At 74.1% G+C, this 26,400-nt stretch carries 24 protein-coding genes; 17 read left to right on the top strand and 7 right to left on the bottom strand.

Annotated elements, in window-relative coordinates:
- Positions 1–56 precede the first annotated feature (56 nt).
- A complete protein-coding gene (locus P3T27_RS15585) occupies positions 57–1,433 on the top strand; it encodes a transcriptional regulator (protein ID WP_280678665.1) in 1,377 nt (458 codons plus the stop codon).
- Between the two features lie 173 nt (positions 1,434–1,606).
- Positions 1,607–2,785 (top strand): hypothetical protein, encoded by a 1,179-nt coding sequence (locus P3T27_RS15580; RefSeq protein WP_280678663.1) that lies wholly within the window; start codon positions 1,607–1,609, stop codon positions 2,783–2,785.
- 50 nt (positions 2,786–2,835) lie between these two features.
- On the opposite strand, the gene P3T27_RS15575 is transcribed toward P3T27_RS15580, so the two are convergent.
- A complete protein-coding gene (locus P3T27_RS15575; protein ID WP_280678661.1) occupies positions 2,836–4,131 on the bottom strand; it encodes an ABC transporter substrate-binding protein in 1,296 nt (431 codons plus the stop codon).
- Between the two features lie 174 nt (positions 4,132–4,305).
- On the opposite strand from P3T27_RS15575, the gene P3T27_RS15570 reads away from it, so the two are divergent.
- Both P3T27_RS15570 and purU read left to right on the top strand, forming a co-directional pair.
- The gene (locus tag P3T27_RS15570; RefSeq protein WP_280678660.1) at positions 4,306–4,821 is read left to right on the top strand and encodes a hypothetical protein; all 516 of its coding nucleotides are present in this window, start codon (positions 4,306–4,308) and stop codon (positions 4,819–4,821) included.
- A 163-nt stretch (positions 4,822–4,984) separates the two neighbouring features.
- On the top strand, positions 4,985–5,851 hold the full coding sequence (gene purU / locus P3T27_RS15565) for a formyltetrahydrofolate deformylase (RefSeq protein WP_280678658.1): 867 nt from the start codon (positions 4,985–4,987) through the stop codon (positions 5,849–5,851).
- A gap of 38 nt (positions 5,852–5,889) precedes the next feature.
- Here the strand turns inward: purU and P3T27_RS15560 are convergent, their stop codons facing one another.
- Together P3T27_RS15560 and P3T27_RS15555 are read right to left on the bottom strand one after the other, a co-directional pair.
- On the bottom strand, positions 5,890–7,086 hold the full coding sequence (locus P3T27_RS15560) for a zf-HC2 domain-containing protein (protein WP_280678656.1): 1,197 nt from the start codon (positions 7,084–7,086) through the stop codon (positions 5,890–5,892).
- A complete protein-coding gene (locus P3T27_RS15555; protein WP_280678654.1) occupies positions 7,083–7,763 on the bottom strand; it encodes a sigma-70 family RNA polymerase sigma factor in 681 nt (226 codons plus the stop codon). Before P3T27_RS15555 ends, P3T27_RS15560 begins: the two co-directional genes overlap by 4 nt.
- 611 nt (positions 7,764–8,374) lie before the next feature.
- Here P3T27_RS15555 and P3T27_RS15550 point away from each other — a divergent pair.
- Positions 8,375–8,848, top strand: a complete 474-nt coding sequence (locus P3T27_RS15550) for an ATP-binding protein (protein ID WP_280678652.1) — start codon at positions 8,375–8,377, stop codon at positions 8,846–8,848.
- A gap of 505 nt (positions 8,849–9,353) precedes the next feature.
- Here the strand turns inward: P3T27_RS15550 and P3T27_RS15545 are convergent.
- Positions 9,354–10,325 (bottom strand): helix-turn-helix domain-containing protein, encoded by a 972-nt coding sequence (locus tag P3T27_RS15545; RefSeq protein ID WP_280678650.1) that lies wholly within the window; start codon positions 10,323–10,325, stop codon positions 9,354–9,356.
- 123 nt (positions 10,326–10,448) lie between these two features.
- On the opposite strand from P3T27_RS15545, the gene P3T27_RS15540 reads away from it, so the two are divergent.
- From P3T27_RS15540 to P3T27_RS15525, 4 genes are all read left to right on the top strand, one after another.
- Positions 10,449–11,765 (top strand): MFS transporter, encoded by a 1,317-nt coding sequence (locus tag P3T27_RS15540; RefSeq protein ID WP_280678649.1) that lies wholly within the window; start codon positions 10,449–10,451, stop codon positions 11,763–11,765.
- A 128-nt stretch (positions 11,766–11,893) separates the two neighbouring features.
- Positions 11,894–12,421, top strand: a complete 528-nt coding sequence (locus P3T27_RS15535; protein WP_280678647.1) for a GNAT family N-acetyltransferase — start codon at positions 11,894–11,896, stop codon at positions 12,419–12,421.
- Positions 12,422–12,594: 173 nt separating this feature from the next.
- On the top strand, positions 12,595–12,939 hold the full coding sequence (locus tag P3T27_RS15530) for a DUF4229 domain-containing protein (protein WP_280678645.1): 345 nt from the start codon (positions 12,595–12,597) through the stop codon (positions 12,937–12,939).
- Positions 12,940–12,968: 29 nt separating this feature from the next.
- Positions 12,969–14,168: a LacI family DNA-binding transcriptional regulator gene (locus tag P3T27_RS15525; protein ID WP_280678643.1), complete on the top strand. Its 1,200-nt coding sequence runs from the start codon at positions 12,969–12,971 to the stop codon at positions 14,166–14,168.
- 83 nt (positions 14,169–14,251) lie between these two features.
- Here P3T27_RS15525 and P3T27_RS15520 read toward each other — a convergent pair whose 3' ends face one another.
- Positions 14,252–15,460 (bottom strand): MFS transporter, encoded by a 1,209-nt coding sequence (locus P3T27_RS15520; RefSeq protein ID WP_280678642.1) that lies wholly within the window; start codon positions 15,458–15,460, stop codon positions 14,252–14,254.
- 423 nt (positions 15,461–15,883) lie between these two features.
- Here P3T27_RS15520 and P3T27_RS15515 point away from each other — a divergent pair, with 423 nt between their 5' ends.
- Complete coding sequence (locus P3T27_RS15515; RefSeq protein ID WP_280678640.1) at positions 15,884–17,233, top strand: dicarboxylate/amino acid:cation symporter; 1,350 nt, start codon at positions 15,884–15,886, stop codon at positions 17,231–17,233.
- A 218-nt stretch (positions 17,234–17,451) separates the two neighbouring features.
- On the opposite strand, the gene P3T27_RS15510 is transcribed toward P3T27_RS15515, so the two are convergent.
- A complete protein-coding gene (locus P3T27_RS15510) occupies positions 17,452–17,655 on the bottom strand; it encodes a cold-shock protein (RefSeq protein ID WP_031063656.1) in 204 nt (67 codons plus the stop codon).
- A 346-nt stretch (positions 17,656–18,001) separates the two neighbouring features.
- On the opposite strand from P3T27_RS15510, the gene P3T27_RS15505 reads away from it, so the two are divergent.
- The 7 genes from P3T27_RS15505 (at position 18,002) to P3T27_RS15475 (ending at position 25,999) form a co-directional block, all read left to right on the top strand.
- Complete coding sequence (locus P3T27_RS15505) at positions 18,002–19,000, top strand: menaquinone biosynthesis protein (protein WP_280678636.1); 999 nt, start codon at positions 18,002–18,004, stop codon at positions 18,998–19,000.
- Between the two features lie 130 nt (positions 19,001–19,130).
- Positions 19,131–20,837 carry a serine/threonine-protein kinase gene (locus P3T27_RS15500; protein ID WP_280678635.1) on the top strand — a complete coding sequence of 569 codons (1,707 nt, stop codon included), beginning with the start codon at positions 19,131–19,133 and terminating at the stop codon, positions 20,835–20,837.
- A 112-nt stretch (positions 20,838–20,949) separates the two neighbouring features.
- The gene (gene mqnC / locus P3T27_RS15495) at positions 20,950–22,170 is read left to right on the top strand and encodes a cyclic dehypoxanthinyl futalosine synthase (protein WP_280678632.1); all 1,221 of its coding nucleotides are present in this window, start codon (positions 20,950–20,952) and stop codon (positions 22,168–22,170) included.
- 16 nt (positions 22,171–22,186) lie between these two features.
- Positions 22,187–22,828, top strand: coding sequence for a hypothetical protein (locus P3T27_RS15490; protein WP_280678630.1), 642 nt, complete (start codon positions 22,187–22,189; stop codon positions 22,826–22,828).
- A gap of 248 nt (positions 22,829–23,076) precedes the next feature.
- Positions 23,077–23,664 (top strand): hypothetical protein, encoded by a 588-nt coding sequence (locus tag P3T27_RS15485; protein ID WP_280678628.1) that lies wholly within the window; start codon positions 23,077–23,079, stop codon positions 23,662–23,664.
- Between the two features lie 134 nt (positions 23,665–23,798).
- Positions 23,799–24,494 (top strand): demethylmenaquinone methyltransferase, encoded by a 696-nt coding sequence (locus tag P3T27_RS15480; protein WP_280678626.1) that lies wholly within the window; start codon positions 23,799–23,801, stop codon positions 24,492–24,494.
- A gap of 215 nt (positions 24,495–24,709) precedes the next feature.
- Positions 24,710–25,999, top strand: coding sequence for a geranylgeranyl reductase family protein (locus P3T27_RS15475; protein WP_280678847.1), 1,290 nt, complete (start codon positions 24,710–24,712; stop codon positions 25,997–25,999).
- On the opposite strand, the gene P3T27_RS15470 is transcribed toward P3T27_RS15475, so the two are convergent.
- Positions 25,996–26,394 (bottom strand): MazG-like family protein, encoded by a 399-nt coding sequence (locus P3T27_RS15470; RefSeq protein WP_280678624.1) that lies wholly within the window; start codon positions 26,392–26,394, stop codon positions 25,996–25,998. The two genes, P3T27_RS15475 and P3T27_RS15470, sit on opposite strands and share 4 nt — an antisense overlap.
- Between the last annotated feature and the right edge of the window lie 6 nt (positions 26,395–26,400).

The raw sequence follows: 26,400 nt of genomic DNA, 5'->3' as shown, positions 1-26,400 counted from the left end.
TCAGCAGAATCGTCGCCCGCCGGCCGGGACCGGAGGGTGTGGGGAGGCGAAGCCCAATGGCCGCGAGACCACTCGTCGCACGACAGCCCAACGAGCGTCTGCAGCAACTGATCCAGGAGGCCAGCTGCTCCAACGCCGGCCTGGCCCGGAGGGTCAACCTCTGCGGCGCCGAGCACGGTCTGGACCTGCGGTACGACAAGACCTCCGTCGCCCGCTGGCTGCGCGGTCAGCAGCCGCGCGGACAAGCGCCGGCCGTGATCGCCGAGGCCCTCGGCCGCAAGCTCGGCCGCAGCGTGTCGGTCGAGGAGATCGGCATGGCCGACGGCAAGAACCTCAGCTCCGGCATCGGGCTGCAGTTCGCGCCGACCCTGAACGCCGCCCTGGAGCAGGTCTGCGAGCTCTGGCGCAGCGACGTCGGCCGGCGGGACTTCCTGACCGGGGCCACGGTCGCGGCCTCGGCGCTGGTGGAGCCCAGCCGGGACTGGCTGATCACCCCGCCCGACCCGGTGGTGGCACGCGCCGGCGGCCCCCGGGTCGGCCCGACCGACGTGGCCGCGATCAAGGCCACCACCACGATGCTGGTGGACCTGGACCACCGCTTCGGCAGCGGGCACGTGCGCCCGGTGGTCGTGCACTACCTCAACTCGGTGGTCTCCAGCCTGCTCGGCGGGGCGTACCGGGAGGAGACCGGGCGCCAACTCTTCGCCGCGGTGGCCAGGTTGACCGAACTGGCCGGCTACATGGCGGTGGACACCGGCCAACCCGGTCTGGCCCAGCGTTACTACATCCAGGCGCTCCGGCTCGCCCAGGCCGCCGACGACCGCGGCTACGGCGGCTACGTGCTGGCGGCCTCGATGAGCCACCTGGCGGCGACGCTCGGCAATCCGCGGGAGATCGCCCAGCTCGCCCGCGCCGCGCAGGAGGGCGCCCGGACGGTCGCCACCCCGACGGCGATGGCGATGTTCTACGCCGCCGAGGCCCGCGGACACGCCCTGCTCGGGGACGCCCGCTCCTGCGAGGCGGTGGCGGCCAAGGCGCTGGAGATGATGGAGAAGCGCCACCCGGAGGACGACCCGGACTGGATCGTCCACTTCGACGACGCCTACCTGGCGGACGAGCTGGCCCACTGTCACCGCGACCTGGAACAGGCCGGCCAGGCCGAGCACTACGCCCGCCGGGCGCTCGACCTGCACCCGCCGACCCGGGTCCGCCGCCGCGCGGTGGACCTCGTCCTGCTCGCCACCGCCCAGCTGCAACAGCGGGACCTCGAACGCGCCTGTGAGACGGGCGCGCAGGCGGTCCGGCTGCTGAGCGGGCTGCGGTCCAACCGCGGCGTGGAGTACCTGGACGAGTTCCGGCGCCGGCTGGAGCCGTACCGGGAGCAGCGGGTGGTCCGCGAGTTCCACGCCAGGGCGGATGCGGAGGCAGCCTGAGCCCCGGCAGGGCGGTGTGAGGGGAGCGTGAGGGATGTTGTCCCGCCCACGTGGTCACCCGGTTCGGTGAACCGGTAGCGTGGGCGCGACGTCCAAGGAACTGTGATGCTCCCAAGAAACGACGAGATGTGGTCCGCCGTCAGCGCGCGGTCGTGCACAGGTGAGGAATCGCGTTGAGCCAGCGCCGCTCGTATCCCAACTCGGGTGACTTCAACCTGGACGACCTGTTCCGCCCCGAGCCCGGCCAGCCCCAGGGCGCGCCGGGCCACCAGCAGGGCCAGGCGGCCGTGCCGCCGGTGGGACAGCCGTCCGGGCAGCCGGAGTACCTCGGCGAGGGCGGGCACGCGCTGCCGACCCAGGCCATGCCGGCCCAGCCCGCCCCGTGGGCCGGCGCGCCGCAGCCCGGCTACGGCGTCCCGCAGCACGACCCGGCCCCGGAGACGCAGCACCTGCCGCCGTACCCGGCCGGGGACCCGCACACGGGCGGCTACCCCGCGGCCCAGGCCCGGCCCGGGTACCCGCAGCAGCCCGGCCAGGCCGGCTACCAGGGCTACCCGCAGGCCGCGCAGCCGCAGCCGGCCTACCCCGGCCAGGACTACGGGCAGAACCCCGGCCAGCCCGGCCAGGACTACGGCCAGAGCTACGGCCAGGGCTTCGACAACACCCAGGTGACCGCGCCGGAGCGCGTCCGCGGCGGCCGTCCCTCCAACAAGCTGGTCATCGGCGGCGTGGTGGCCGGCGTCGCGGCGGCCGGCATCCTGGTCGCGGTCCTGATGAACGGGGACGACACCACCTCCGGCGCCGACCGGAAGACCACCCCGGTGGCCGCCACCGGCAGCGCCGCCGCCACCGGCACCGGCACGGCGAGCGCGAGCGGCTCGGCGGCCGCCGTCGACCCGGCGGTCAAGGCCCAGGCCCAGCCGCTGTCGGACCTGATCGGCACCGCGAGCGACAGCCGCTCGGCGGTGGTCGGCGCGGTCTCCTCGGTGCAGAAGTGCGACAAGCTGCCCGAGTCGCAGCAGGCGCTCACCGGCGCGGCCGGCAAGCGGCGCGAACTGCAGGCCAAGCTCGGCCAGCTGAAGACGGACAAGCTGCCCGGCGGCCCGCAGCTGGTCGAGCAGCTCAACGCGGCGTGGACCGCCTCCGCGCAGGCCGACGACGAGTACGCGGCCTGGGCCTCGGACTCCCAGGCCCCGGGCGCCTGCGACCCGAAGAAGCTGGACAACCAGCACTACAAGAACGCCGTCCAGGCCAGTGGCACGGCGACCACCGCGAAGAAGCAGGCCGCCACCCTCTGGAACGCGATCGCCGCCCAGACCGGCCTGCCCAACCGCAGCGACGGCGACCTCTAGGAAGGCGAAGGGGCGGGCACCTGGCCCGCCCCTTCGCCGGGTCCGTGCGGTCACGCCGGCGGGCGGCTCCCGGTGAGCACCCAGCGGACGTCCACGAAGCCCGGCTGCTGCAGGGCCAGCCGGCCGCTCTTGACCACCTGGTAGGTGACCCAGGTGTTCACCAGTCGCGGGGACTCGGTGCTGGGCAGCATGTTGGTGGTGCCCCAGCTCAGCGGCGGGGTGAGGCCGACGTCGATGCCCTCGCCGCTGTCCAGCAGCCCGGTGACGGTCTTCGCGGTGACCTGCCGGCCGGCCGCCGCCACCTTCTCGGCGGCCTGGCGGAACACCTCGTACGCGACCCAGGTGGTCTGCACACCGGGGTCGGAGACGTCGATGCTCCGACCGCCGGCGGCGTCGGAGTGGGCCACGGCGCGCAGCCCGTCCCAGACCTTGGCCGACTCCGGCGGGTACCAGCTGGTGACGTAGGCGCCGGCCAGCGGGCCGGAGTCGCCGCCGGTGGAGTCGACCACCGACTGCTGCACGCTGCCGATCACCGAGGCGATCCGGGTGTTCTTCGGGTTCAGCCGGCGGTAGGAGTCCAGCAGGTTGCCGGTCGGCTCGGCGGCGAGGGCGCTGGTGAGGCAGTTCGCCGACTCGTCCTTGCCGATCGCCTTGCGGGCCACCGCCGTGTAGTCGGAGGACTGCTCGGGCGCCTTGACGTCGAGCAGCTTGATCCCGGCCGGCTTGAGCGCGTTGGCCAGGTACCCGAGCAGGTTGTCGCCGGCCGGGGTGTCCGGGCGGACCAGTGCGACGGCCTTGCAGCCGGCCTCGACCAGCTGGCGGCCGCTGCCGCCGATCAGCGCGGGCATGCCGCCGTCCACCGGGTACGACAGCGGGCTGCTGAACTCCGGCTGGGAGAGCCCGTAGCCGCCGATCAGGGGGATGCCGGCGCGCTCCAGGACCGGCATGAAGTCGTCGCCGTACTGGCTGTAGGAGCCGATCACGGCGACCGCCTTGGCGTCCACCGCCTGCTGGGCGCAGGTCTTGGCGCCCTCGGCGGTGTTGTGCTCGTTGCAGGTGAGGACGTTCAGCCGGCGGCCGTTCAGTCCGCCCTTGAGGTTGGCGTCCCGGCCGATCGCCTCGGCGAGCGCGGTCATGCCGGGCCGGTCGGCGGAGCCGGTACCGGACGGGGCCCAGGTCATCACGGTGAGGTCGCCGCCGTTGGTGGAGGCATCGGCCGGTCCGCCGCACGCGGAGGCCGAGAAGAGGGTGGGGAGCAGGGCCGCGGCGGTGGCGGCCGCGGCGATCGGGCGGCGTCGCCGCGCGAGCTGGTGCCGGGCCTGGAGCGAGTCCCTTCGGCGGGTCATCGGTCTTCCCTCTCTGGGGCGCCATCCGGCGCACCGGAGCAAGCCAAGCCCCGGTGCCACACGTCGAGAGGGCCGAAGTGTGAACGGTCGGAAAATGCGAGCCGAAATCCGGGGCGGTACGCGTGTAGATCGGGAGTGGAGCACGAACGGACGGGGAACGTACGATCGTTCTTCATGTCCGCCAGCACAGATTCTTCGCACCGGTCTGCCCGAAACCCTTCTCGTCCGGGCCACCGCTCCAGCACCATGGGCGGCATGCCGCTCAACGACCTGCCCTGGTGGCGCTGGCGAGCCCGACTGCGCTCGGCGCTGCACATGCTGTCCGACCCCGGCTTCCAGCAGGAGACCTGGCTGATCGGCCGGGAGGGGTACGGCGACGTCACCGACGCCGTCTACCGGCTGGTCGAGGACACCTGGCTGGACCGCTGGTCCGCCGAGAAGTACGTGGGCACGATCTTCCGCGACTCCGCCGAGGCCGCCCTGGTCGACGTGGCGGTGCTGCGGGTCGTCCAGTTGCTGCACGAGGTCGGCGCGGACGCCCCGGCCTCCGCCTACCTCGGCCACCCAGGGTGGCCGGAGGCGGTCCGGGCCACGCGCGAGGCGCACGTCGCGCTGGCGGTGAACGACGGGGACGACCCGGACGCGGCGCCCAAGTCGCTGGACGTGCTGCGCATCCTCACCCAGGTCTGAGCCGGGGCGCCCGGTCGGTCGGCCGGACGGACGGTCGGTCGGACGCCTGGTCACAGTGCTGAGCGGCGCCGTCCCGCAGTACGGGCAGCGGGGCGGCGGCCGTCCAGGATGTGACACGCTGGACCACCCAGAAACGCCACGACCTCAGGACGGGATACCCCCAGTGGACCAGCAGCCGGCCAGCGCCCAGTACGTCCTCACGCTGTCCTGCCCCGACAAGCAGGGCATCGTCCACGCCGTCTCCAGCTACCTCTTCATGACCGGCTGCAACATCATCGACAGCCAGCAGTTCGGGGACGGCGACAGCGGGCTGTTCTTCATGCGGGTGCACTTCTCCGCCACCGAGCCGGTCACCGCCGACAAGCTGCGGGCCAGTTTCGCCGCGGTCGGCGCCTCGTTCGGGATGGACTGGCAGATCCACCCGACCGAGCAGCGGATGCGGATCGTCCTCATGGTCAGCAAGTTCGGGCACTGCCTGAACGACCTGCTCTACCGCACCCGGATCGGGGCCCTGCCGGTGGAGATCGCCGCGGTGGTGTCCAACCACACCGACCTGCGCGACCTGACCGAGAGCTACGGCGTCCCGTTCCACCACATCCCGGTCACCCGGGACACCAAGGCCGACGCCGAGCAGCAGCTGCTGGACCTGGTCGCCAAGGAGAACGTCGAACTGGTCGTGCTGGCCCGCTACATGCAGGTGCTCTCGGACCAGCTGTGCACCGCGCTGTCCGGCCGGGTGATCAACATCCACCACTCCTTCCTGCCGAGCTTCAAGGGCGCCAAGCCCTACCACCAGGCGCACGCCCGGGGTGTGAAGCTGATCGGCGCCACCGCGCACTACGTCACCGCCGACCTCGACGAGGGCCCGATCATCGAGCAGGAGGTGGCCCGGGTGACCCACGACATCACCCCGGACCAGCTGGTCGCGCTCGGCCGGGACGTCGAGTGCCAGGCGCTGGCCCGCGCGGTGAAGTGGCACAGCGAGCACCGGGTGCTGCTGAACGGCACCCGCACGGTGGTCTTCGGGTAGGTCCCGAGGGTGCGCAAGCCTTAGGGCCTGGACCGGCCCTAAGGCCGCGAGAGCAGCGGCAGGGCGTGCAGCACCTCGCGGATCGCGGCCCGGTCGCCGTGCTCGCCGACCGGCAGCCGGTCCGGGTCGCGGTGCGCGGCGGCCAACTGGCAGAGCTCCAGGCCGTCCAGCACCATCGAGGCCACCGGCTCGCCGCCGGACGGCCCCGACTCCGGCCCGTCCAGCGGTATCAGCCACTCGCCGCTCGCCGGGCCGTCGATCACCAGCCGCAGCCGTCGGCCGCCCTGCCCCGCACCGGGCGGGAGGGCCGGCGCCCCGGCGGGCGCGGCGGCGGCGCGGGCGGCGCGCAGCTCGGCCAGTGCCCGCGGGAGCATCCGGACCGCCAGGTCCACCATCTGCCGCAGGTGCTGCGGCGCCGGCGGGGAGTACGGGTAGGCGACCGCGCGGGCCACGTCCTCGCCGTGCACGTAGCACTCGAAGGCGCGGTCCACGAAGGCGTCGCGCAGCGGCAGCACGGCGAAGCCGTAGTCGACGGGGGTGTTGCCCTGCGGGGCGAGCGCGGCGCTGCGTACCAGGTCGTGGGTCTGCCGCCGCCACCGGGCGCGGACCGACTGCGGTGGGAGGTCGGCCTGGTCGGCGGTCAGCCGGGCGGTGCGCGCGGTGATCCCGGCGTACGGTCCGCCCTGCGGCGGGACCCGGGGCGTCGGTGGGTGCGCGGCCGGCTCCTGCGGCGGCACCCGCCGCTCGGCCGGGGCGGGCGTGGCGCCCGGGCCGGCCGGCACCGGGTCGGGCAGGCCGAGGGCGAGCGCCAGGTAGCCGTCCACGGCGGCGAGATGGCACAGCACCTCGGCCGGGCGCAGGTGCCCGGTGCCGCCGTGCCACGGCAGGTCGGCCACCTCCTGCCACTCCTCCGGGCCGAGGTCGCGCAGCAGCGCGTCGAGCTTGGCGGTCTCCGCGGTGTACGGCACGCCCCAGGCGGGGACGGGCAGTTCGGCCGGGCGGCGGGCCAGGCACCAGTCGAGCACCTGCTGGCGCAGCGAGCCGGGCTGGTCGAGCGGCTCGTCCAGGGCGAGCCAGCCGGCCGCCTCGCGCAGCCGGGCGGCCTCCTCGGCGCACTCCGGGCAGGCGCGCAGGTGCCGTTCGAGTTCGGCGGCCTCGCGGCTCGGGCAGGCGCCGAGGGCCCAGGCGCCGAGCAGGGAGCGCAGGGCGTCGTGCCGCTCCTCGGTGGTGCTCACGTGCCCCCGTCCCCGTCGTCGTGCCGATTGCCGTGCGGGTCGTCGTGCCGGTCGCCGTGCGGGTCGTCGTGCCGCTCGTCGTGTCGGGCGCGCTCGTCGGCCAGTTCGGTGGCCAGCAGTTCCAGGCCGAGCCGCATCCGCTGCTTGGCGGCCTGCTCGCTGATGCCGAGCAGCCGGGCCGTCTCCTGGTAGGTGCGGCCGTCGTAGTACGTCACCGCGATGGTCTCACGCAGGGGTTGGGGCAGGGAGTCGACCACGTACTGCATGCGCGCGGCGGTGGCCACGGCGCGGATCTCCGCCTCGGCCGCGCCCTCGCCGCCGTCCCGTCCTCCGCCCAGGCCGGCGCCGAGGCCGCTGCTCGGGCCGCCGCTCGGTGCCCGCTCGGCGGCCCGCCGCACCCGCAGCCGCTCGACCGCGCGGCGGTGGGTGAGCGCGCCGAGCCAGGAGCGCAGCGAGCCCTGGGCGGGGTCGAAGTCCTCGGGGTGCTCCCAGACGTGGGCGAATATCTCCCGGGTGAGCTGGGCGGCGGCGGCCTGGTCGGCGAGTATCCGCCCGGCCAGGCCGTGCACCATCGGCGCGAGCTGGTCGTAGAGTTCGCCGAGCGCGGTCTCCTCGCCGCGGGCGAGGCGGCGTTGGAGCTGTTCGTCCCAGCGCGGCGCGCCGTCGGGGGTGGCCATCGGGAACCACCCTCCTGCCCGGGTTCGCTGGCGTACCCAACGGTATCTTGCGGCCGCGCGGCGGTGGGACGATTCCCCGAAGAACGGAACCCGGGCTTGCGGATCGTCACATGGTTCGACCGGTTCGACCGGTTCGACGGTTCGACGGTCCGCCGGTGGGACGGTCCGCTCGTGGGACGGTCCGTCGATGATGATGTTCGAAGTCCGTTGGACATATGTCGCACGGGTGGTTCGCGAGTGGCGGGCCGGGCCTCCGGGGCGTCCGGCGGTAGGTTCGCCACGGCGGGACCGGCCGGTCGGCCCGGGCCGGACGAGTGCCGGTACGAGGCTCGCGAGAGTGAGCGGGACAGTATGCACTGCCCTGTCCCCCGATCGCTGGAATATGCCCGAAGCGCTTGCTGCGGCCCGTCCGCCCACTCATCCTGAGGCGTATTCGAGTCGAGGCCAGGGTGCGACGGACGAGTCGGCTCGGGCGGGACAGGCCGGGTGAGCGCCGCTCGGGAGCCCGGGTGAGGGCTCGGGTGGCACCGGGCGACGTGCGAGCGCCCGCCGGCTGGACGATCCGGCCCGATCGGGACGATGGCCGAACTGCGAGTGCGGGTGGTGGAGCGGTGCAGGTTCTTCAGGTACAGCTGGCGGTGCAGGCTGACCCCGCAGAGGTCGGCCGGGCCCGCCGGTGGGTGCTCTCGCGGCTGCTGAACCACGGGGTGGACCCGGACGCGCCGGTCGCCGAGACGGTGGTGCTGGTGGTCTCCGAGCTGGTGACCAACGCCGTGGTGCACACCGGGTGTCCGGCCGTGCTGCGGCTCTGCCTGCCGGTGGATGAGGACCCGGCGGCCGGTGAGCCGCCGGGCCCGTTGCGGGTGGAGGTCGCCGACGCGAGTCAGGCGGCCCCCGCCCCGCGGCACGCCGGGGCGGACGAGGACGCGACCAACGGGCGCGGCCTGGAGCTGGTCGAGCTGCTCTGCGAGCGCTGGGGCTGGTACCCGGACGGCTCGGGCAAGCGGGTGTGGTGCGAGATCGGGGCCGAGGCCCGGTCGGCGGAGCCGCTGGCGGGCGTGGACTGGGCGGCGCTGGCGCAGTAGCGGCGGGTCCGGGGCTGCTCCTGCGGCCGGTCCCGGACGGGCCCGGCTGATCCCGGCCGATTCCGCCGGTGATCGATGGTGGAGATCGTCGGCGGAGATCACCGGCCGAAAGTTGACGCAACCATTCCGAATTTCGGACTACCCATTGACGTGACGTATCCGACTGATCACGCTTGGGTGCGGCTCTCCGTTGTGAGGGGACGCCGAGGGGACGCCCGAACGCCGCCGCGGTGCTGTTGTCCAGGGGGACCGCGTCAGCAGGGGGGCCGTGGACGCCGGTTGCGGGCGCTCCTTGGCGAGTACGGAGTGCGCGGCGCGGGTTCAGGGCCCGTGCGTCGCGATTGGATGGCGGCCTGCCGCGCCGTGCTCGGGGTGCACGCGGCTCGCCGCCATCCGATCCGCCGCCGTACTGCGGCACTTTCCGGCCACCTGGCCGAGGATCGCCGGGAGTTCGCCCGGGAGTCGTCCGGAACCGCCGGGGAACCGCGCGGGAGTCGTCCGGACGTCACCCGGGAACCGCGCGGAAGGTGCGCCGGTAGGCGCTGGGTGCGACGTCCAGTCGGCCGCGCAGCTGGAGCCGGAGCGAGGCGGCGGTGCCGAATCCGGACTCCCGGGCCACCTGGTCGATCGTCAGGTCGGTGCGCTCCAGCAACTGGCGGGCCCGCTCGGTGCGCTGCACGGTGAGCCATTGGCCGGGGCTGGCCCCGGTCTCCTCGCGGAAGCGCCGGGTGAAGGTCCGCACGCTCATGCCCGCCCGGTCGGCGAGTTGGCGCAGCGCCAGCGGCTGGTCCAGGCGTTCCAGCGCCCAGGCGCGGACGGCGGCGGTGCCGGGGCCGCTCGGGTCCACCGGGCTCGGGGCCTCGACGTACTGCTTCTGTCCGCCCTCGCGCCACGGCGGCACCAGGCAGTTGCGGGCCACCGCGTTGGCCACCGCGCTGCCGTGGTCGCGGCGGACCACGTGCAGGCACAGGTCCACCCCGGCGGCCACCCCGCCGGAGGTGAGGACGTCGCCGTCGTCGGTGTAGAGCACGTCGGGGTCGAGGCGCACCTTCGGGTACAGCTCGGCGAAGCGCCGGGTGTAGCGCCAGTGGGTGGTGGCCGGGCGGCCGTCCAGCAGCCCGGCGGCGGCCAGCAGGAAGGAACCGGTGCAGATCGACATCAGTCGGGTGCCGGGCCGGATCCGGGCCAGCGCGGCGGCCAGGTCGGGGGTGAAGGAGGCGTCGACGGTGGCCGGGCTGGAGTCGGCGGAGGCCGGGATCACCACCGTGTCGGCCCGCTCCAGGAGTTCGGGGCCGTGGTCGACGGCGATCCGGAAGTCGGCGCTGGTGGCGATCGGCCGGCCGTCCAGTGTGCAGGTGGCGACCTCGTAGAGCGGCCGACCGGCCGGGTCCTTGGCGCCGCCGAAGATGCGGGCGGGGATGCCGAGTTCGAAGGCGATCACGCCGTCGAGGGCGAGTACCGCGACCAGGTGTGCCATGACGTTCCCCTCCGGTGCCGTTGGCGGTCCGGGCCAGGGTACGCCGGGCCTTGGCCCGATTCTTGCGAAAGCTGTCATTCAGGCCACTCGTCGCGGTTCCGGCGCCCCGGGACACTCGTCCGTGTGACCGAACGCAACGCCCTCGCCCCCACACCCACGTCCGACGGACCCGCCCCCACCAGGCGCCCCCGGGTGCACTACGCCTGGGTGGTGGCCGGCGTCTCGCTGCTGGTCCTGCTCGGCTCGGCCGGCTTCCGGTCCACGCCCAGCCTGATGATGGACGCCCTGCACAACGAGTTCGGCTGGTCGCTCGGGACGATATCCAGCGCCACCTCCGTCAACCTGACCCTCTACGGCCTCACCGCCCCCTTCGCCGCCGCCCTGATGGACCGTTTCGGCGTGCGCCTGGTGGTGGTCTGCGCGCTGCTGACCATCTCGGTCGGCTCCGGGCTCACCATGCTGATGCGCGAGCCCTGGCAACTGGTGCTCTGCTGGGGCGTGTTGGTGGGCCTGGGCAGCGGTTCGATGGCCGGCGCCTTCGCCACCACCATCACCGGCCGCTGGTTCCAGGCCCGCCAGGGCCTGGTCACCGGCGTGCTGACGGCCGCCGGGGCGGCGGGAAACCTGGTCTTCCTGCCGGTCGGCGCCTGGCTGGTCGAGCACCACGGCTGGCGCTCGGCGGTGGTCGTGGTCTCGCTCGCGGCCAGTGCGGTCGCCGTCCCGGTCCTGCTGCTGATGCGCGAACGGCCCGCCGACCTCGGCCTGTTCCCGTACGGCGCGACCGAGGAGCCACCGGCCCCCGCCGCCGACACCCGCGCGCTGGCCCGCTCGCTGCGGGTGCTGCGGGACGCCGCCCGCAGCCGGGCGTTCTGGCTGCTGGCCGGCTCCTTCGCGATCTGCGGCGCCACCACGGCAGGCCTGGTCGGCACCCACTTCATCCCGGCCGCGCACGACCACGGCATGCCGGTGACCACGGCGGCCAGCCTGCTCGCCCTGATCGGCCTGTTCGACGTGGCCGGCACCATCTTCAGCGGCTGGCTCACCGACCGGGTCGACTCCCGGCTCCTGCTGGTCGTCTACTACGGGCTGCGCGGACTCTCGCTGCTCCTGCTGCCGCAGCTGCTCGCCGGCTCGCTGGAGCCGCCGATCCTGGCCTTCGTCGTCTTCTACGGCCTGGACTGGGTGGCCACCGTGCCGCCGACCGTCGCGCTGTGCCGCCGGCACTTCGGCGAGGACGCCCCGATCGTCTTCGGCTGGGTGCTGGCCAGCCACCAGATCGGCGCGGCCGTCGTCGCCGGGCTGGCGGGCCTGGCCCGTGACGCGCTCGGGAACTACGACCTCACCTGGTACGGCGCCGGCGCGCTGTGCGCGATCGCGGTCGGGCTCTGCCTGGCGCTGCGCACCGGGCGGACGGACCGGGCGGTCCCGGCGCTGTCGTAGGTCAGCCGGCGGCCGGGGTGCTCGGTCAGCCGGCGGCCGGGGTGGCAGGCCCGTCGGCGGACCGGGTGCCGGACCGGGTGCCGGACCGGACGCCCCGGTGTCGTAGCGGAAAGCTAGGCTCCGCAACCATGGCGCTCACCTTCACCCTCGACCCGAAGCCCGACCCCGACCTGCGCACCGCCGTCGTCCGGCTGTGGGCCGACGTCACCAACGCCGGCGGCGCGGTCGGCTTCGTGGCGCCGGTCACCGAGGACGAGGTCTGGGACACCGCCGACCACCAGTTCGCCGGGGTCCACCCGGACGGTCCGGACCGGCTGCTGGTCGCCCACGAGAGCGAGACCGGCCGACTGGTCGGCGTGCTCTTCTTCGAGTCGATGCGCTTCGACCTCATGGAGCACTGGCGGATGCTCAAGCGGGTCATGGTGCACCCCGACTGCCAGGGCCGGGGCTACGGCGTCCGGCTGCTCGCCGAGGCCGAGCGGATCGCCCGGGAGTGGGGGCTGGAGGGCCTGCGGCTGACGGCGCGCGGCGGCCAGGGCCTGGAGCGCTTCTACACCCGCTGCGGCTACCGGGAGGTCGGCCGGGTGCCGGCCGCGATCCGGGTGGCGCCCGGGGACGACCGCGACGACATCACCATATGGCGGGGGCTCGTCTGACCATGCGCGTCGCGCGGCGGGAATCGTCAGACGAGCCCCAGACCTGCGTTGATCCGGACACCGGGTGGGCGGCGGTGGGCGGGGGACTGGCGCCCCCTTCCCCACGCCGCCCGTCAGGCATGCTTCACTGGGAGACCGGCCCCCACCCAGACCAGTGAGAAGGACGTGTCCCCGTGAGCAGCACCGGCCCGGAGAAGTCGCACGCCACGCTTCGCTACACCTCCCTGCGGGTCAGCATCTTCCTCGGCTGCCTGCTGGTCGCCCTGCTGCTCGGGCACTTCGGGATCATCCCGGTCAGCGGCCAGGTCGGCGTCATCTTCCTGTTCCTGCTGGCCGCGATCGCCTCCGCGCCGCTCAGCTACGTGCTGCTGAGCCGGCAGCGCGACGAGATGTCCGCCCAGATCACCACCAAGGTCTCCGGCCTGCGCAGCCGTACCGCCGAGCGGATCGCCGCGCAGAACGCCGAGGAGGACGCCGTCGACGAGGCCGTCCGGACGGCCGCCGCCGGGCAGAGCTGACCCCGGCCGGACCCGCGACCGCAGCCGCCGTGCCCGCATCCGCCGCCGCCGACTCCGACTCCGACTCCGTCGCTTCGGCCTCCGGTTCCGGAGCGCCCGGGTCGCCTGGGCCGTCCGGATCGCCCGGGCCGTCCGGCCCGTCGCCTGAGTCGCCCGAGGCGCCCGAGGCGCCCGCCGAGCGCGAGGCCGGCACCTGGCCGGCTCCGGTCCGCCGGCCCACCGGCCGGGACGTGGCCAGGCTCGCCGGGGTCTCCCAGGCCACCGTCTCGCTGGTCTTCTCCGGCGCCGAGGCCGGCCGCCGGGTCTCCGGCGCCACCCGGGAACGGGTCCGGGAGGCCGCCCGCAGCCTCGGCTACCGCCCGCAGGCGGCCGGCCGGCAACTGCGGCTCGGCCGCAGCGGGATGATCCTGCTGGCGGTGCCGAACATCCTCGGCCCGTTCTTCGGCCGGGTGCTGGAGGGCGTCCACGAGGAGGCCGGCCGGCACGGCCTGGCGGTCGTGGTCAGCTCCGGCTGGGGCAGTGCCACCCTCGCCGAGGCCGCCACCACCAGCCGTTTCGACGGCCTGCTGATCTGCTCCCCGGACGACAGCCAGCTCGGCGAACTGCCCGCCGACACCCCCGCCGTCTTCCTGGACGCCGACCCGGGCACCGACCGGGCCCGGCCGACCGTCGAGCTCGACGTGGCGGGCGGGATGCGCGCCGCCGTCGAGCACCTGGCCGGGCTCGGCCACCGCCGGATCGGGCGGCTGCGCTCCACCCACTCCGCGTACACGTTCCGGGTCCGGCAGGCCGCGTTCGAGCAGGCTGCCGCCGAACTCGGCCTGGACGTCGTGGAGTTGGGCGTCAGCCTGAACGAGGGCCAGCCGGCCGCGCGGAGCGTGGCACACCGCCTGCTGGAGCGTGCGGACCACCCGCGCGCGGTGATCTGCGACGACGACGTGGTCGCCTCCGGGGTCTACCAGGCCGCCGCCGAGCTGGGGTTGCGGGTGCCGGCCGACCTGTCGGTGGTCGGCATGGACAACGTCCCGGTGGCGGCGCTGCTGGCCCCGCCGCTGACCACCGTCGACCTGCCCGGCGAGGAGCTGGGCCGGGCCGGCGCGGCGGCCCTGGCGGGCCTGCTGCGCGGGGAGCGGGTGTCGCCGGTCCCGCCGCTGGCCACCTCGCTGGTGCTGCGCTCCTCCACGGCGCCGGCGGCCGGGGCGCCGCCGTGGCAGGAGTGGCGCGAGTAGCCGGAGCCTCGGAGGAGCAGGGGAACGCGAAAAGACCGCGCCCACCGGCCAGACCCCGGTGGGCGCGGTCGTCCGTGGGGGCCTCAGCCCACCGGGACCGGCTGCGCCATCGGCGCGAGCGGCGCCGCCCGGAACCAGCGCCGGGCGCCGAACAGCAGCAGGCCGCCGAGCGCGATCCCGCCCGCCGCGCACAGCGCCACCGGTCGCAGCGAGTCCTCGGCGAGGTTGCCGGAGACCGCGTAGCCGAGCGAGTTGCCGGTCGCGAACAGCGTCACCAGCCAGGCGAACGCCTCGGTCACCGTCCCGGTCGGCGCCAGCTCGGCGACCAGCACGAACGCCGCCGCCAGCAGCGGCGCCAGCACGATCCCGGACAGGAAGGCCAGCGCGGCCATCGGGTACGGCCCGGGCAGCAGCACCAGCGGCAGGTAGGAGGCGGCCATCGCGAGCGCCATCACCCAGGTGCGGGTGGCCGTACTGCTGCGCCACTTCACCGCACCGTAGGCGAGCGCGCCGAGCAGGCCGCCGAGCGCCGCCAGCGCCAGCAGGGTGCCCGCGCCGCCCGGCAGGGCGCCGGCGTGGCGCTCGGCGTAGGCGATGAACAGCACGTTCTGCGCGCCGACCGCCCAGCCGGCCCCGGCCAGCCCGACCAGCAGCAGCACCAGGCCGGGGGAGCGCAGCGGTCCGAGCAGTCCGGCGGAGTGCGCCCGGGCCGGGGCGCGCCAGGCCCGGGCCGGGGCGGTGGTGGCGACGATCAGTGCGCCGGCCAGCCCCAGCCCGGCGGCCACCCAGAGCGCGGCGACCGGGCTGAACAGGCCCGCGATCCCAGCCACGGCCAGCGGCCCGGCGACGTAGAGGATCTGCTGGGATGCGGAGTCGAAGGCGTAGGCGGTGTCGAGCTGCTCCTCCTCCACCACCTCCGGCCAGAGCGAGCGCAGGCAGGGTTCGAGCGGGGGCATGGCGAGCCCGGCGATCGCGGCGCCGAGCGGGGCGGCGAGCGCGGAGCCGGGGGCGAGGGCGAGCAGCGCGTACCCGCCGCCGGCCAGCACGGCGGAGGCGAGCAGGACGCGCGGCTGCCCGGTGCGGTCCACGATCCGCCCGAGCACCGGCCCGCCGACGGCGGCGGCGATCGCGTACGCGGCGGTGGCCAGCCCGATCCGCCCGTACGGCGTGCCGGCCTCGCGCAGGGCGAGGGCGATCACCAGGGCGGTCATGCCGGCGGGCAGGCGGCCGAGCAGGGTGCCGAGGAGCAGGCGGCTGACGTGGGGGGCGCGGAGCAGGGCGAGATAGCCCATCGGCGTCGTCTCCGGTCTGGGCAGGCGGGGGCGGGGAGGACGCCCAAGTTATACGTATAACCGTTGAGCGGTCAATTGGGCCGATCGGAGTGAACTGATGGTGCGTCAGCTTCGTTCGTGTCCGGATCTCGCCTCAACCTCAAACAACTACTTTGAACATCTCAAACCTTTGCTGCTAATGTGTCGGCCATGACCACCTCAGACGCATCGCGGAAGCACGGCCAGGGCTCGCTGCCCGGCGCCGCCCGCCCGTGCGCTCTGACCGGTGCTGTGGACAGCCCGCGCCGTTGTCGCGCCATGAGCTGTATCCCGGCGGCACGCCCCTGACCGGGGGCCGGGACCTCCCCGCCCGGCCCGCGCGCCGTGCCGCCTCCTCCGCCACACCCCACCGTCAGCACCACCCTCCCCCGGAGCCGCACCGTCATGTCCACAGCGCCCGAGGCGACCCCGTCGCCGTCCGTGCTCGCGAGAATCCGCAAGACCCCGTTCTGGGTCCAGATCGTCGCCGGTCTGCTGCTCGGCATCGGCCTCGGCTACCTGGCCCGCGCCGCCGACATCTCCTGGCTGGCCACCACCCTGGAGACCATCGGCAAGATCTTCGTCCAGCTGCTCAAGCTGGCCGTCCCGCCGCTGGTGTTCACCGCGATCGTGGTGAGCGTCGCCAACCTGCGCAACGTCACCAACGCGGCCCGCCTGGCCACCCGCACGCTGCTCTGGTTCATGGTCACCTCGCTGATCGCGGTCGCCGTCGGCCTGGGCCTCGGCCTGCTGACCAACCCCGGCCAGGGCACCAACCTCAAGACCGAGGGGCTCAAGGCGCTCGACTCCAAGGGCACCTGGATCGACTTCCTGACCGGGATCTTCCCGACCAACATCGTCGACGCCTTCGCCAAGGTGAACGTGCTGCAGATCGTCTTCATGGCGGTCGTGGTCGGCGCGGCGATCATCAAGCTCGGCAGCAAGGCCGAGCCGGTGCTCAAGCTCAGCGAGTCCGTCCTGGAGCTGACCCAGACCGCCCTGTGGTGGGTCATCCGGCTCTCCCCGCTCGGCACCCTCGGCCTGATCGGCAAGTCCGTCGCCAAGTACGGCTGGGACCTGCTCAAGCCCTTCGCCACGCTGACCCTCGACATCTACGTCGGCTGCGCGCTGGTCCTGTTCGTGGTCTACTCGCTGCTGCTCAAGTTCGCCGCCGGCCTCAACCCGGTGAACTTCTTCAAGGGCGCCTGGCCCGCCATCCAGCTGGCCTTCGTCTCGCGCTCCTCGGTCGGCACCCTGCCGGTCACCCGTCGCGTCACCGAGCGCCTCGGGGTCCCCAGCGAGTACGCGTCCTTCTCCGTCCCGTTCGGCGCCACCACCAAGATGGACGGCTGCGCCTCGATCTACCCGGCGATCGCCGCGATCTTCGTCGCCCAGGTCTACAACATCGACCTCGGCATCCGGGACTACCTGCTGATCGCCTTCGTCTCGGTCGTCGGCTCGGCCGCCACCGCGGGCCTCACCGGCGCGATCATCATGCTGACGCTCACCCTCTCCACCCTGGGCCTGCCCCTGGAGGGCGTCGGCCTGCTGCTCGCCATCGACCCGATCCTCGACATGATGCGCACCGCGACCAACGTCGCGGGCCAGGTGCTGGTGCCGGTCCTGGTGGCCTCGCGGGAGAAGATCCTCGACGTCGCCGCCTACAACCACCCCTCCGGCGACCTGTACGACGACGCCCCGTCGGCCGTCATCCCGGCACAGGCGGACAAGGAGGCGGCCCCGGCGGCCGCCTGACCCCCGCCGGCCCGGCACACGACGAGGCCCGCCCCCCGCACCACTCGGTGCGGGGGGCGGGCCTCGTTCTGCCACCGGCCGCCTAGGCCGGAAAAGGCAGGGGGCCCGCCGGTCGGGCGGGCCCCCTTGGGTGTTGCTCTTGTGCTCGTGGGTGACGGCCGTCGGGGGCCGTCGACGGACCCGGTGGGGTCCCGAGCGATCAGAACATCAGAAGATGGTCAGATAGCGACGACGTTCTCCGCCTGCGGGCCCTTCGGGCCCTGGGTGACGTCAAAGCTCACCGCCTGGTTCTCCTCCAGCGAGCGGAAGCCGCTCGCGTTGATGGCGGAGTAGTGGACGAAGACGTCGGGGCCGCCGCCCTCCTGGGCGATGAAGCCGAAGCCCTTCTCAGCGTTGAACCACTTGACGGTTCCCGTGGCCATGCCGTTCTCCTTGCGAGGGACGTATCGGGGCCACACCGTGTGGCACCCGGTCCGCTGCGCTGATCGCCCTGCCTCCGGACGAGTCCGAAGTTTTTCGATATTGCTGAAAAACTACAAAAAGCCTGCGGTTACATGCTCCGCAGGCTTCAAGTACTGCAAGGGGAATCAAACTGCAACTGAGGGCAACGCTAGCATGCGGTCGCTGTGACGACCAGGGGTGAACTGCGGCCCGGACGGCGCGTGTCGCAAGGCCCCGGGCCCGCGTGTCAGGTGCCCGGTGCGGGCCTTTCCGGGCACCGGGCATACGCTGCGGGAAGGCGCACGAACGGCACGAGGGAGCGGCGCAGTGGCAGCACCGGACGGACAAACGCGGGAGCCCCAGGAGGCCGCCCCGGTCAGGCCGCGGGTCGGCCACATTCAGTTCCTGAACTGCGTCCCCCTTTATTGGGGCCTCGCCAGGACCGGCAATCTGCTGGATCTCGACCTCACCAAGGACACCCCGGAGAAGCTGAGCGACCAGCTCGTCGACGGCTCGCTGGACATCGGGCCGATCACCTGCGTGGAGTACCTGCGCAACGCCGACGACCTGCTGGTCCTGCCCGGCATCGCGGTCGGCAGCGACGGCCCGGTGATGTCCTGCCTCATCGTCAGCAAGGTGCCGCTCGCCGAGCTGGACGGCCGCCGGGTCGCCCTCGGCTCCACCAGCCGCACCTCCGTCCGGCTCGCCCGACTGCTGCTGGAGGAGCGTGAGGGCGTCCGCCCGGACTACTTCAGCTGCCCGCCCGACCTGAGCTCGATGCTCGCCGAGGCCGACGCCGCCGTCCTGATCGGCGACCCGGCGCTGCGCGCCTACCTCGGGCAGGCCGCCGACCTCGGGCTGACCGTCCACGACCTCGGCGAGATGTGGAAGGAGTGGACCGGCCTGCCGTTCGTCTTCGCCGTCTGGGCCGTGCGCCGCGAGTTCGCCGAGCGCCGGCCGGACCTGACGGCGGCCGTGCACCGGGCCTTCCTGGAGTCCCGCGACCTGTCGCTGGTCGAGGCCGCCAAGGTCGCCGAACAGGCCGCCCGCTGGGAGGCCTTCGGGGCGGACGTGCTGGAGCGGTACTTCAGCGAGGCCCTCGACTTCTCGCTCGGCGAGCGGCAGTTGGCCGGCGTCGCCGAGTTCGCCCGGCGGGTGGCGCACGACAGCGGCTTCGCGCCCGACGTCGCGGTGCGGCTGCTGGAGTCGGCGGCGCCGGGGTCGGTGGTTCCGGGGTCGGTGGTTCCGGGGTCGCCGGGGCCGGAGCCGGTGCTGGAGCCGGTGCTGGAGCCGGTGCTGGAGCCGGCGGTGCTGCCGGTCGGCTGAGCGCGGGGCGGCCCCCGCCCGGTACGGTCTGCTCCCGGGCACGTCGTGCGGGCCGACCGCCGGACGCGCCCGGGGCGGCGGACGCGGCCGGACGGCCGCGCGCCCACGGCGCGAGGGGAGCGTGGCGGGCATGCGGGCACTGGGGTCGGACGACCCGCGGCAAGTGGGCGCCTACCGGCTGCTGCGGCGGCTCGGCGCGGGCGGCATGGGCCGCGTCTACCTCGGCCGGACGGCGGGCGGGCGCACCGTGGCCGTCAAGGTGGTGCGCGGCGAACTCGCGGACGACGCCGAGTTCCGCGCCCGCTTCCGGCAGGAGGTGGCCGCCGCCCGGCGGGTCGGCGGCGCCTGGACCGCACCCGTCCTGGACGCGGACACCGAGGGCGAGCACCCCTGGGTCGCCACCGGCTACGTGGCCGGTCCGGCGCTCGGCGACGCCGTCCGGGACTTCGGGCCGCTGCCCGAGCCGGCCGTGCGCGCCCTCGGCGTCGGGCTCGCCGAGGCGCTCGCCCACGTCCACGGGCTCGGCCTGGTGCACCGCGACGTCAAACCGTCCAACGTGCTGCTGACCCTGGACGGTCCGCGGCTGATCGACTTCGGGATCGCCCGCGCGCTCGACGCGACCAGCGGCTTCACCCGGTCCGGGTACGTGGTCGGCTCGCCCGGCTTCATGCCGCCCGAGCAGGCGAACGGGCAGACCGTCGGGCCGGCCGGCGACGTCTTCTCGCTCGGCGCCGTCCTCGCCTTCGCCGCCACCGGGGTGCACCCCTTCGGCGAGGGGGTGAGCGCCGCCGTCCTGCTCTACCGGGTGCTGCACGAGGAACCGGACGTCGCCGACCTGGCCGGGCCGCTGCGCACGCTCGTCCTCGACTGCCTGGCCAAGGACCCGGCCGCCCGCCCCACCCCGGGTGCGCTCCGGGCCGCGCTGGACCCGGACGGCACGGCCACCGCCCGGCTGGGGCAGGGCGGTTGGCTGCCGCCGGCACTGGCGGCGGCGGTGGGGCGCGGTGCGGTGGGGCTGCTGGATCTGGAGGGGGACGGGGCTTCGTCGGTCGGGGTTCCGGTGGCGGGCGGGGCTTCGCCGGTGGTCGGGGCACAGCCGCTGATCGGGGCGGCGGCCGAGGAGACGCCGGTGGTGCGGACGCCGACGCTGGTGCCGGGTGTGGGCGCGGGCGCGGGCGGAGGTACGGGCGAGGCTGTGAAGCCCGGGCGGCGGCGGCCGGGGCGGGCCGGGCTCGTGGTGGCGGTGGTGCTCGCGCTGCTGGCGCTCGGGGGCGGCGGGTACGGGGTGTACGCGTGGCTGCACCGGGCGGATCCGGGACCGGGGGTGGTCGCCGGGCCGACGGCGCCCACAGGGGACGGCGGTTCCGGGAGCGCGGGGCCGAGGCCGGCGCCGTCCCCGACCGCCGCCGACCGCACCTCCGCCGCCCCGTCGCCCGGGACGGGCAGCGGGACGGGCGGGCCGAGCGTGGTGCCGGCCGGGTTCCTGGGCACCTGGCGCGGGGACATGGTCACGGACAAGGGCGTGCCCGCCGGCACCACCACGCTCACCATCGGCCCGGCCGCGATCGGCCAGGAGAACACCACCAGCCGCAACGCCCTCACCGGCCTGATCCCGCTGAGCTGCGAGGGCGCCTGGACGCTCAGGTCGGTGTCCGACACCAAGCTCGTGTTCGCCTCCCGGCTGGTCCGCTCCTCGCTGCCCGGCGCCTGCACCGGCGGCGCGAACGCGGAGACGCTCACCCTGCAGGGCGACGGCACGATCCGCTTCAGCTCCGCCGACCCGGCGGCCGGAAACCCGGTCGGCACCCTGCGCAAAGTCGACGGGGCAGCGGGCTGACGCGGACGCCGGAAAGGCCTGGCGTAGGCTGGTTCGGCCGTACCCGGGCGCCCGTCGTCCGGGGTCCGGCAGCGCCGAGAACAGCAGTATCCGAGAGAGAGAAGGCCGCCAGGTGACCGAGCTCGCAGCGACCACCCTCGATGCGCCCAGCACCGACCTGCAGGCCGTGCTCGACCGGGCCGCCGGCGGTGGCCGGATCACCCCGGAGGAGGCGCTGGAGCTGTACCGCTCGGCGCCGCTGCACGCGCTCGGCTCCGCCGCCGACGCGGTGCGCCGCCGCCGCTACGCCGGTACCGAGCACATCGCGACGTACATCATCGAGCGCAACATCAACTACACCAACGTGTGCGTGACGGCGTGCAAGTTCTGCGCCTTCTACGTGCCGCCGAAGAGTGACAAGGGCTGGTCCCGCGAGCTCGACGAGATCCTGCGCCGCTGCGCCGAGACCGTCGAACTGGGCGGCACCCAGATCATGTTCCAGGGCGGCCACCACCCGGACTACGGGGTGGAGTACTACGAGCGCGCGTTCGCGGCGATCAAGGCGGACTTCCCGCAGCTGGTGATCCACTCCCTGGGCGCCTCCGAGGTCGAGCACATGTCCCGGATCTCGGGCGTCTCGATCGAGGAGGCCATCACCCGGATCCACCGGGCCGGCCTGGACTCCTTCGCCGGCGCCGGCGCCGAACTGCTGCCCGAGCGGCCGCGCAAGGCGATCGCCCCGCTCAAGGAGTCCGGCGAGCGCTGGCTGGAGATCATGGAGGTCTCGCACGGCCTCGGCGTGGAGTCCACCTCCACCATGCTGATGGGCACCGGCGAGACCAACGCCGAGCGGATCGAGCACCTGCGGATGATCCGCGACGTGCAGGACCGCACCGGCGGCTTCCGGGCCTTCATCCCGTACACCTACCAGCCGCAGAACAACCACCTGAAGGGCTCGACGCAGGCCACCGTCTTCGAGTACCTGCGGATGATCGCGATCGCCCGCCTGTTCCTCGACAACGTCGCCCACATCCAGGGCTCCTGGCTCACCACCGGCAAGGAGGCCGGCCAGCTGTCGCTGCACTACGGCGCGGACGACCTCGGCTCGGTCATGCTGGAGGAGAACGTGGTCTCGGCGGCTGGCGCCAAGCACCGCTCCAACCTCACCGAGCTGATCCACCTCATCCGGGCCGCCGACCGCGTCCCGGCGCAGCGCTCGACCACGTACGAGCACCTGCGGGTGCTGGACGACCCGGCGAACGACCCGGTGGACCCGCGGGTCGCCTCGCACATCGCCTCCACCGCGATCGAGGGCGGCACCGCGCACCCCGAGCTGAAGATCCTGGACAACTGAGGCCAGGGCCACCGCCGTGCTGACCCTGCACCGGGCGGCCCTGGTGCTGCCCGACCCGGCCGACCCCGCCGCCCCGTCCCTCCCGGACGGGGCGGTGCTGGTGCGCGGCGACCGGATCGAGGCCGTCGGGCCGTACCGGGAGCTGGCCGCCGCGCACCCGCAGGCGCGGCTGCGGGACTGGGGTGCCGCCGTGCTCACCCCCGGGCTGCGCAACCCGTACGGGCACCGGCTGTTGGAGCGCGACTACCACCCGGACCCGCGCGAGGAGGTCGGCGTCGAGCCGGTGGCGGGCGGGCTGGTCGGCTCGGTTGATGACGCCCGGTGCGGGGCGAGCGCCCGGCGCGGGCTGCAGCGGATGCTCGGCTTCGGGGTGACGGCGGTGGCCGGGCCGTTCGAGCGGGCAGCGGTGCGGACGGCGGTGGCGCGCTCCGGGCTGGTCGTGCTGCCGGGCGCCCCGGACGAGGGGGACGCCGGGGACGGCCCGCTGGACCCGTTGGCGGTGCTGCCGTTCGCGGCGGCCGTGCACGGGCGGGTGGCGGCGGGCGGCCGGGCCGACTTCGTGGTGTTCCCCGCTGTTGGGGAGGGCTTCGCCGTGCCGCTGCCGGGCGGCTGCCTGGCCGCCGTGCTGGGCGGGCGGCTGGTGTACCGGCGGCGCTGAGCGGGACCGGCGCGGGTGCGGCGTACTCGCCGGTAGCCGGACTTCCTTGCGGCGTACGCGACTTCCTTCGTGTGCCGCCGAACTCCGGTGTCCACCCGGCGGGGTGATTCCCCCTTCGCCGTGACCTGAGGGCCCGCCAGCGGATACGATCCCGGACAGCTCACTCCGTACCCTCACCACATCACCGCCCGTGCCCGCGGGTGGCGGGGCCACGTCCCAGGCCCCGACGGCAAGCCAGGACAGGAACCATGCGATCCGCGACCGTTCCCCCGCCGCGATCCCCGCGGATGGGCCGTGGTTGGTACCTCGCCGCCGTGCTCAGCGCCGTGCTGGCCGTCGGCATGTGCCTGCTCGGTTGGCGCCAGGCCGACCAGGCCGACCGGATCGGCGCCCACCCGGTGAGAGCCGAGGGCGTCGTCACCCAGCTCCCCACCGGCGGCGGCTCCTACAGCGCCGTCAGCTACCGGGCCGGCGGCCAGTCCCACACCGCCGCCGCGCTGCCGCTCGCCGACGGCGCCAAGATCGGCGACCAGGTCTGCCTGGAGCACGCTGCCGACGACCCGGGCGCGGTGCGGATCTGCGGCGACACCTACCCGCAGCCGGTCGGTATCGGCCTGGCCCGCTTCAGCGTGCCGGTCGCGGTCGGGATGTTCGTGATCTGCGTGCTGCGGATCCGGCGGCACCGGCGGGCCCTGGCGGTCCGCGCCGGGCAGGGCCGGCTGGCCGCCACCGTCGCGCTGGCGACCGGGGCGCTGGCCGACGGGATGCCCGCGATAACCCACGGCAAGCGCTCCCGGCGCCGACGGCGCGCGGGCGGTCGGCGCGCGCAGCACTGACGGGGGCGGCCGGGCTGGCGGGCCCGTTCGGACGGGTGGGCCCACCCGGGCCGGCCGGCCCGTCCGGCGGGTGCCGGACGTGCCCGGCGTGCCCCCTTGGTCCGGGCGCCGGCGCGAGGGTGAACAATGGGGGCGTGACCCGAGCCTCTCTGGACAAGCAGCCGCACGAAGTCGCCGCCATGTTCGACGACGTCGCGGCCAAGTACGACCGCACCAACGACGTGCTGTCCCTCGGCCAGGCCCGTGCCTGGCGCCGGGCGGTGGCCGAGGCGGTGGCCGCCGGACCGGGGGACCTCGTGCTCGACCTCGGGGCCGGTACCGGCACCTCCTCGCTGCCCTTCGCCGAGGCCGGCGCGCAGGTCGTCCCGTGCGACTTCTCCGTCGGCATGCTCGTCGAGGGCAAGAGCCGCCACCCCGAACTGGCGCTCACCGCCGGCGACGCCACCCGGCTGCCGTTCGCGGACGACACCTTCGACTCGGTGACGATCTCCTTCGCGCTGCGCAACGTCCAGGACACCGACGCGGCGCTGCGCGAGATGCAGCGGGTCACCAAGCCCGGCGGCAAGCTGGTGATCTGCGAGTTCTCCACCCCGACCTGGACGCCGTTCCGGACGGTCTACACCGAGTACCTGATGCGCGCCCTGCCGCCGGTCGCCACCGCGGTCAGCAGCAACCCGGACGCGTACGTGTACCTCGCCGAGTCCATCCGGGCCTGGCCCGACCAGGCCGCGCTGGCCGCCCGGCTGCAGGAGAGCGGCTGGTCCAAGGTCGCCTGGCGCAACCTCACCGGCGGCATCGTCGCGCTGCACCGGGCGTACAAGCTCGGGTAGCGGGCGGACAGGCCCGGGCGGCGGGCGCGCGGGGGCGGCCGGTGCGGTGGGGGGCGCGGGTGCGGCCGGTGCGGCCGGTGCGGTGGGGGACCGGTGGGGTGGGGGCGCGGTCGTTTCCGGCGGCGGGGACGGAACTAGACTGCCGGAGACAAAAGCAGCCGTCCCCCAGCCGCAGCTCCAGGAGAGTGTCCACCGTGTCCGAGACCGCAGCCGATCTGACGAAGCCGGACAGCCCGATCGAGAGCACGGCCGACGTCATCGTGGTCGGCGCGGGCCCGGCCGGGTCCACCACCGCGTACTACCTCGCCCAGGCCGGGCTGGACGTGCTGCTGCTGGAGAAGACCGCGTTCCCGCGCGAGAAGGTCTGCGGTGACGGCCTGACCCCGCGCGCCACCAAGCAGCTGGTGGACATGGGCATCGACGTCTCCACCGAGAACGGCTGGCTGCACAACAAGGGCCTGCGCATCATCGGCGGCGGCGTCCGGCTGGAGCTGGACTGGCCCGAGCTGTCCGCCTTCCCCGACTACGGCCTGGTCCGCAAGCGCGCCGACTTCGACGAGCTGCTGGCCCGTCAGGCCGAGAAGGCCGGCGCCCGGCTCTACGAGCGCTGCAACGTCAGCGGGCCGGTCCTGGACGACCGCACCGGCCGGATCGTCGGCGTCACCGCCAAGCTCGGTGACGAGAAGCGGCCGGTCACCTTCCGCGCCCCGCTGGTGGTCGCCGCCGACGGCAACTCCACCCGGCTCTCCCTCGCCATGGGCCTGCACCGCCGCGAGGACCGCCCGATGGGCGTCGCCTACCGGACGTACTTCACCTCGCCGCGCCACGACGACGACTACCTGGAGTCCTGGCTGGAGCTGTGGGACACCCGCGGTGGCCAGCGCAGGCAGCTGCCCGGGTACGGCTGGGTCTTCGGCATGGGCGACGGCACCTCCAACGTCGGCCTCGGCATCCTCAACTCCTCGCCCGCGTTCGGCGAACTCGACTGGCGCGAGGTGCTCAAGGCCTGGTGCGCCGGCATGCCGGAGGAGTGGGGCTACACCCCCGAGAACATGACCGACCCGATCCGCGGCGCCGCGCTGCCGATGGCCTTCAACCGGCAGCCGCACTACACCCGCGGCCTGCTGCTCGTCGGCGACGCGGGCGGCATGGTCAACCCGTTCAACGGCGAGGGCATCGCCTACGCGATGGAATCCGGTCAGATCGTCGCCGGCGTCATCGTCCAGGCCCACGCCCGGGTCACCGCGACCGGACGCGAGCGCGCCCTGCAGGGCTACCCGCGCATCCTCAAGGACGTCTACGGCGGCTACTACACGATGGGCCGCGCCTTCGTGAAGCTCATCGGCAACCCCAAGGTGATGCAGCTCGCCACCCAGCGGGGCCTCACCCACCCGATGCTGATGCGCTTCACCCTCAAGATGCTCGCCAACCTCACCGACCCGCAGGGCGGCGACGCGATGGACCGCATCATCAACGGCCTCGCGAAGGTCGCGCCGAACGCCTAGGGCTTCTGCTCCGTCTCCTTCGTCTTCTCTGTCTCCTCCTTTTCCTCCGCCGTCTTCCGCTCCCGGTCCACGGGGTGGCGGGAGGCGGCGGAGCGCTGTTCGACGTAGGCGAGGCGGTCGGCGAAGACCCGGGCCGCGTCGGGGGTGAGCGTCCGGAGGGCGACGAGGGCGGAGAAGACGACGTCGCAGAGCTCGTGCTGGACGTCCTCCCAGCTGTGGGTGACGCCCTTGCGCGGGTTCTGGCCGGTGGCGCCGATCACCGCGGCGCCGACCTCGCCGACCTCCTCGGAGAGCTTGAGGATCCGCAGCAGGCGTTTCTCCCGGGGCGACTGCGTGCTCTCCTCGTCGAGCCACGCGACCAGGTGGTCGACGCTCTCCCAGATCCGGCTGTCCATGTGCGC

This window comes from Kitasatospora sp. MAA19 (assembly GCF_029894125.1).
Classification (GTDB): Bacteria; Actinomycetota; Actinomycetes; order Streptomycetales; family Streptomycetaceae; genus Kitasatospora.
This window is presented reverse-complemented; position numbering and strand designations above follow the sequence as displayed.

Coding starts and splice junctions, on each gene's coding strand:
- P3T27_RS15585 (WP_280678665.1), top strand. CDS start 57: ATGGCCGCGAGACCACTCGTCGCACGACAGCCCAACGAGCGTCTGCAG.
- P3T27_RS15575 (WP_280678661.1), bottom strand. CDS start 4,131: ATGACCCGCCGAAGGGACTCGCTCCAGGCCCGGCACCAGCTCGCGCGG.
- P3T27_RS15570 (WP_280678660.1), top strand. CDS start 4,306: ATGTCCGCCAGCACAGATTCTTCGCACCGGTCTGCCCGAAACCCTTCT.
- P3T27_RS15555 (WP_280678654.1), bottom strand. CDS start 7,763: ATGGCCACCCCCGACGGCGCGCCGCGCTGGGACGAACAGCTCCAACGC.
- P3T27_RS15545 (WP_280678650.1), bottom strand. CDS start 10,325: ATGGCACACCTGGTCGCGGTACTCGCCCTCGACGGCGTGATCGCCTTC.
- P3T27_RS15535 (WP_280678647.1), top strand. CDS start 11,894: ATGGCGCTCACCTTCACCCTCGACCCGAAGCCCGACCCCGACCTGCGC.
- P3T27_RS15520 (WP_280678642.1), bottom strand. CDS start 15,460: ATGGGCTATCTCGCCCTGCTCCGCGCCCCCCACGTCAGCCGCCTGCTC.
- P3T27_RS15515 (WP_280678640.1), top strand. CDS start 15,884: ATGTCCACAGCGCCCGAGGCGACCCCGTCGCCGTCCGTGCTCGCGAGA.
- P3T27_RS15510 (WP_031063656.1), bottom strand. CDS start 17,655: ATGGCCACGGGAACCGTCAAGTGGTTCAACGCTGAGAAGGGCTTCGGC.
- P3T27_RS15500 (WP_280678635.1), top strand. CDS start 19,131: ATGCGGGCACTGGGGTCGGACGACCCGCGGCAAGTGGGCGCCTACCGG.
- P3T27_RS15485 (WP_280678628.1), top strand. CDS start 23,077: ATGCGATCCGCGACCGTTCCCCCGCCGCGATCCCCGCGGATGGGCCGT.
- P3T27_RS15470 (WP_280678624.1), bottom strand. CDS start 26,394: ATGGACAGCCGGATCTGGGAGAGCGTCGACCACCTGGTCGCGTGGCTC.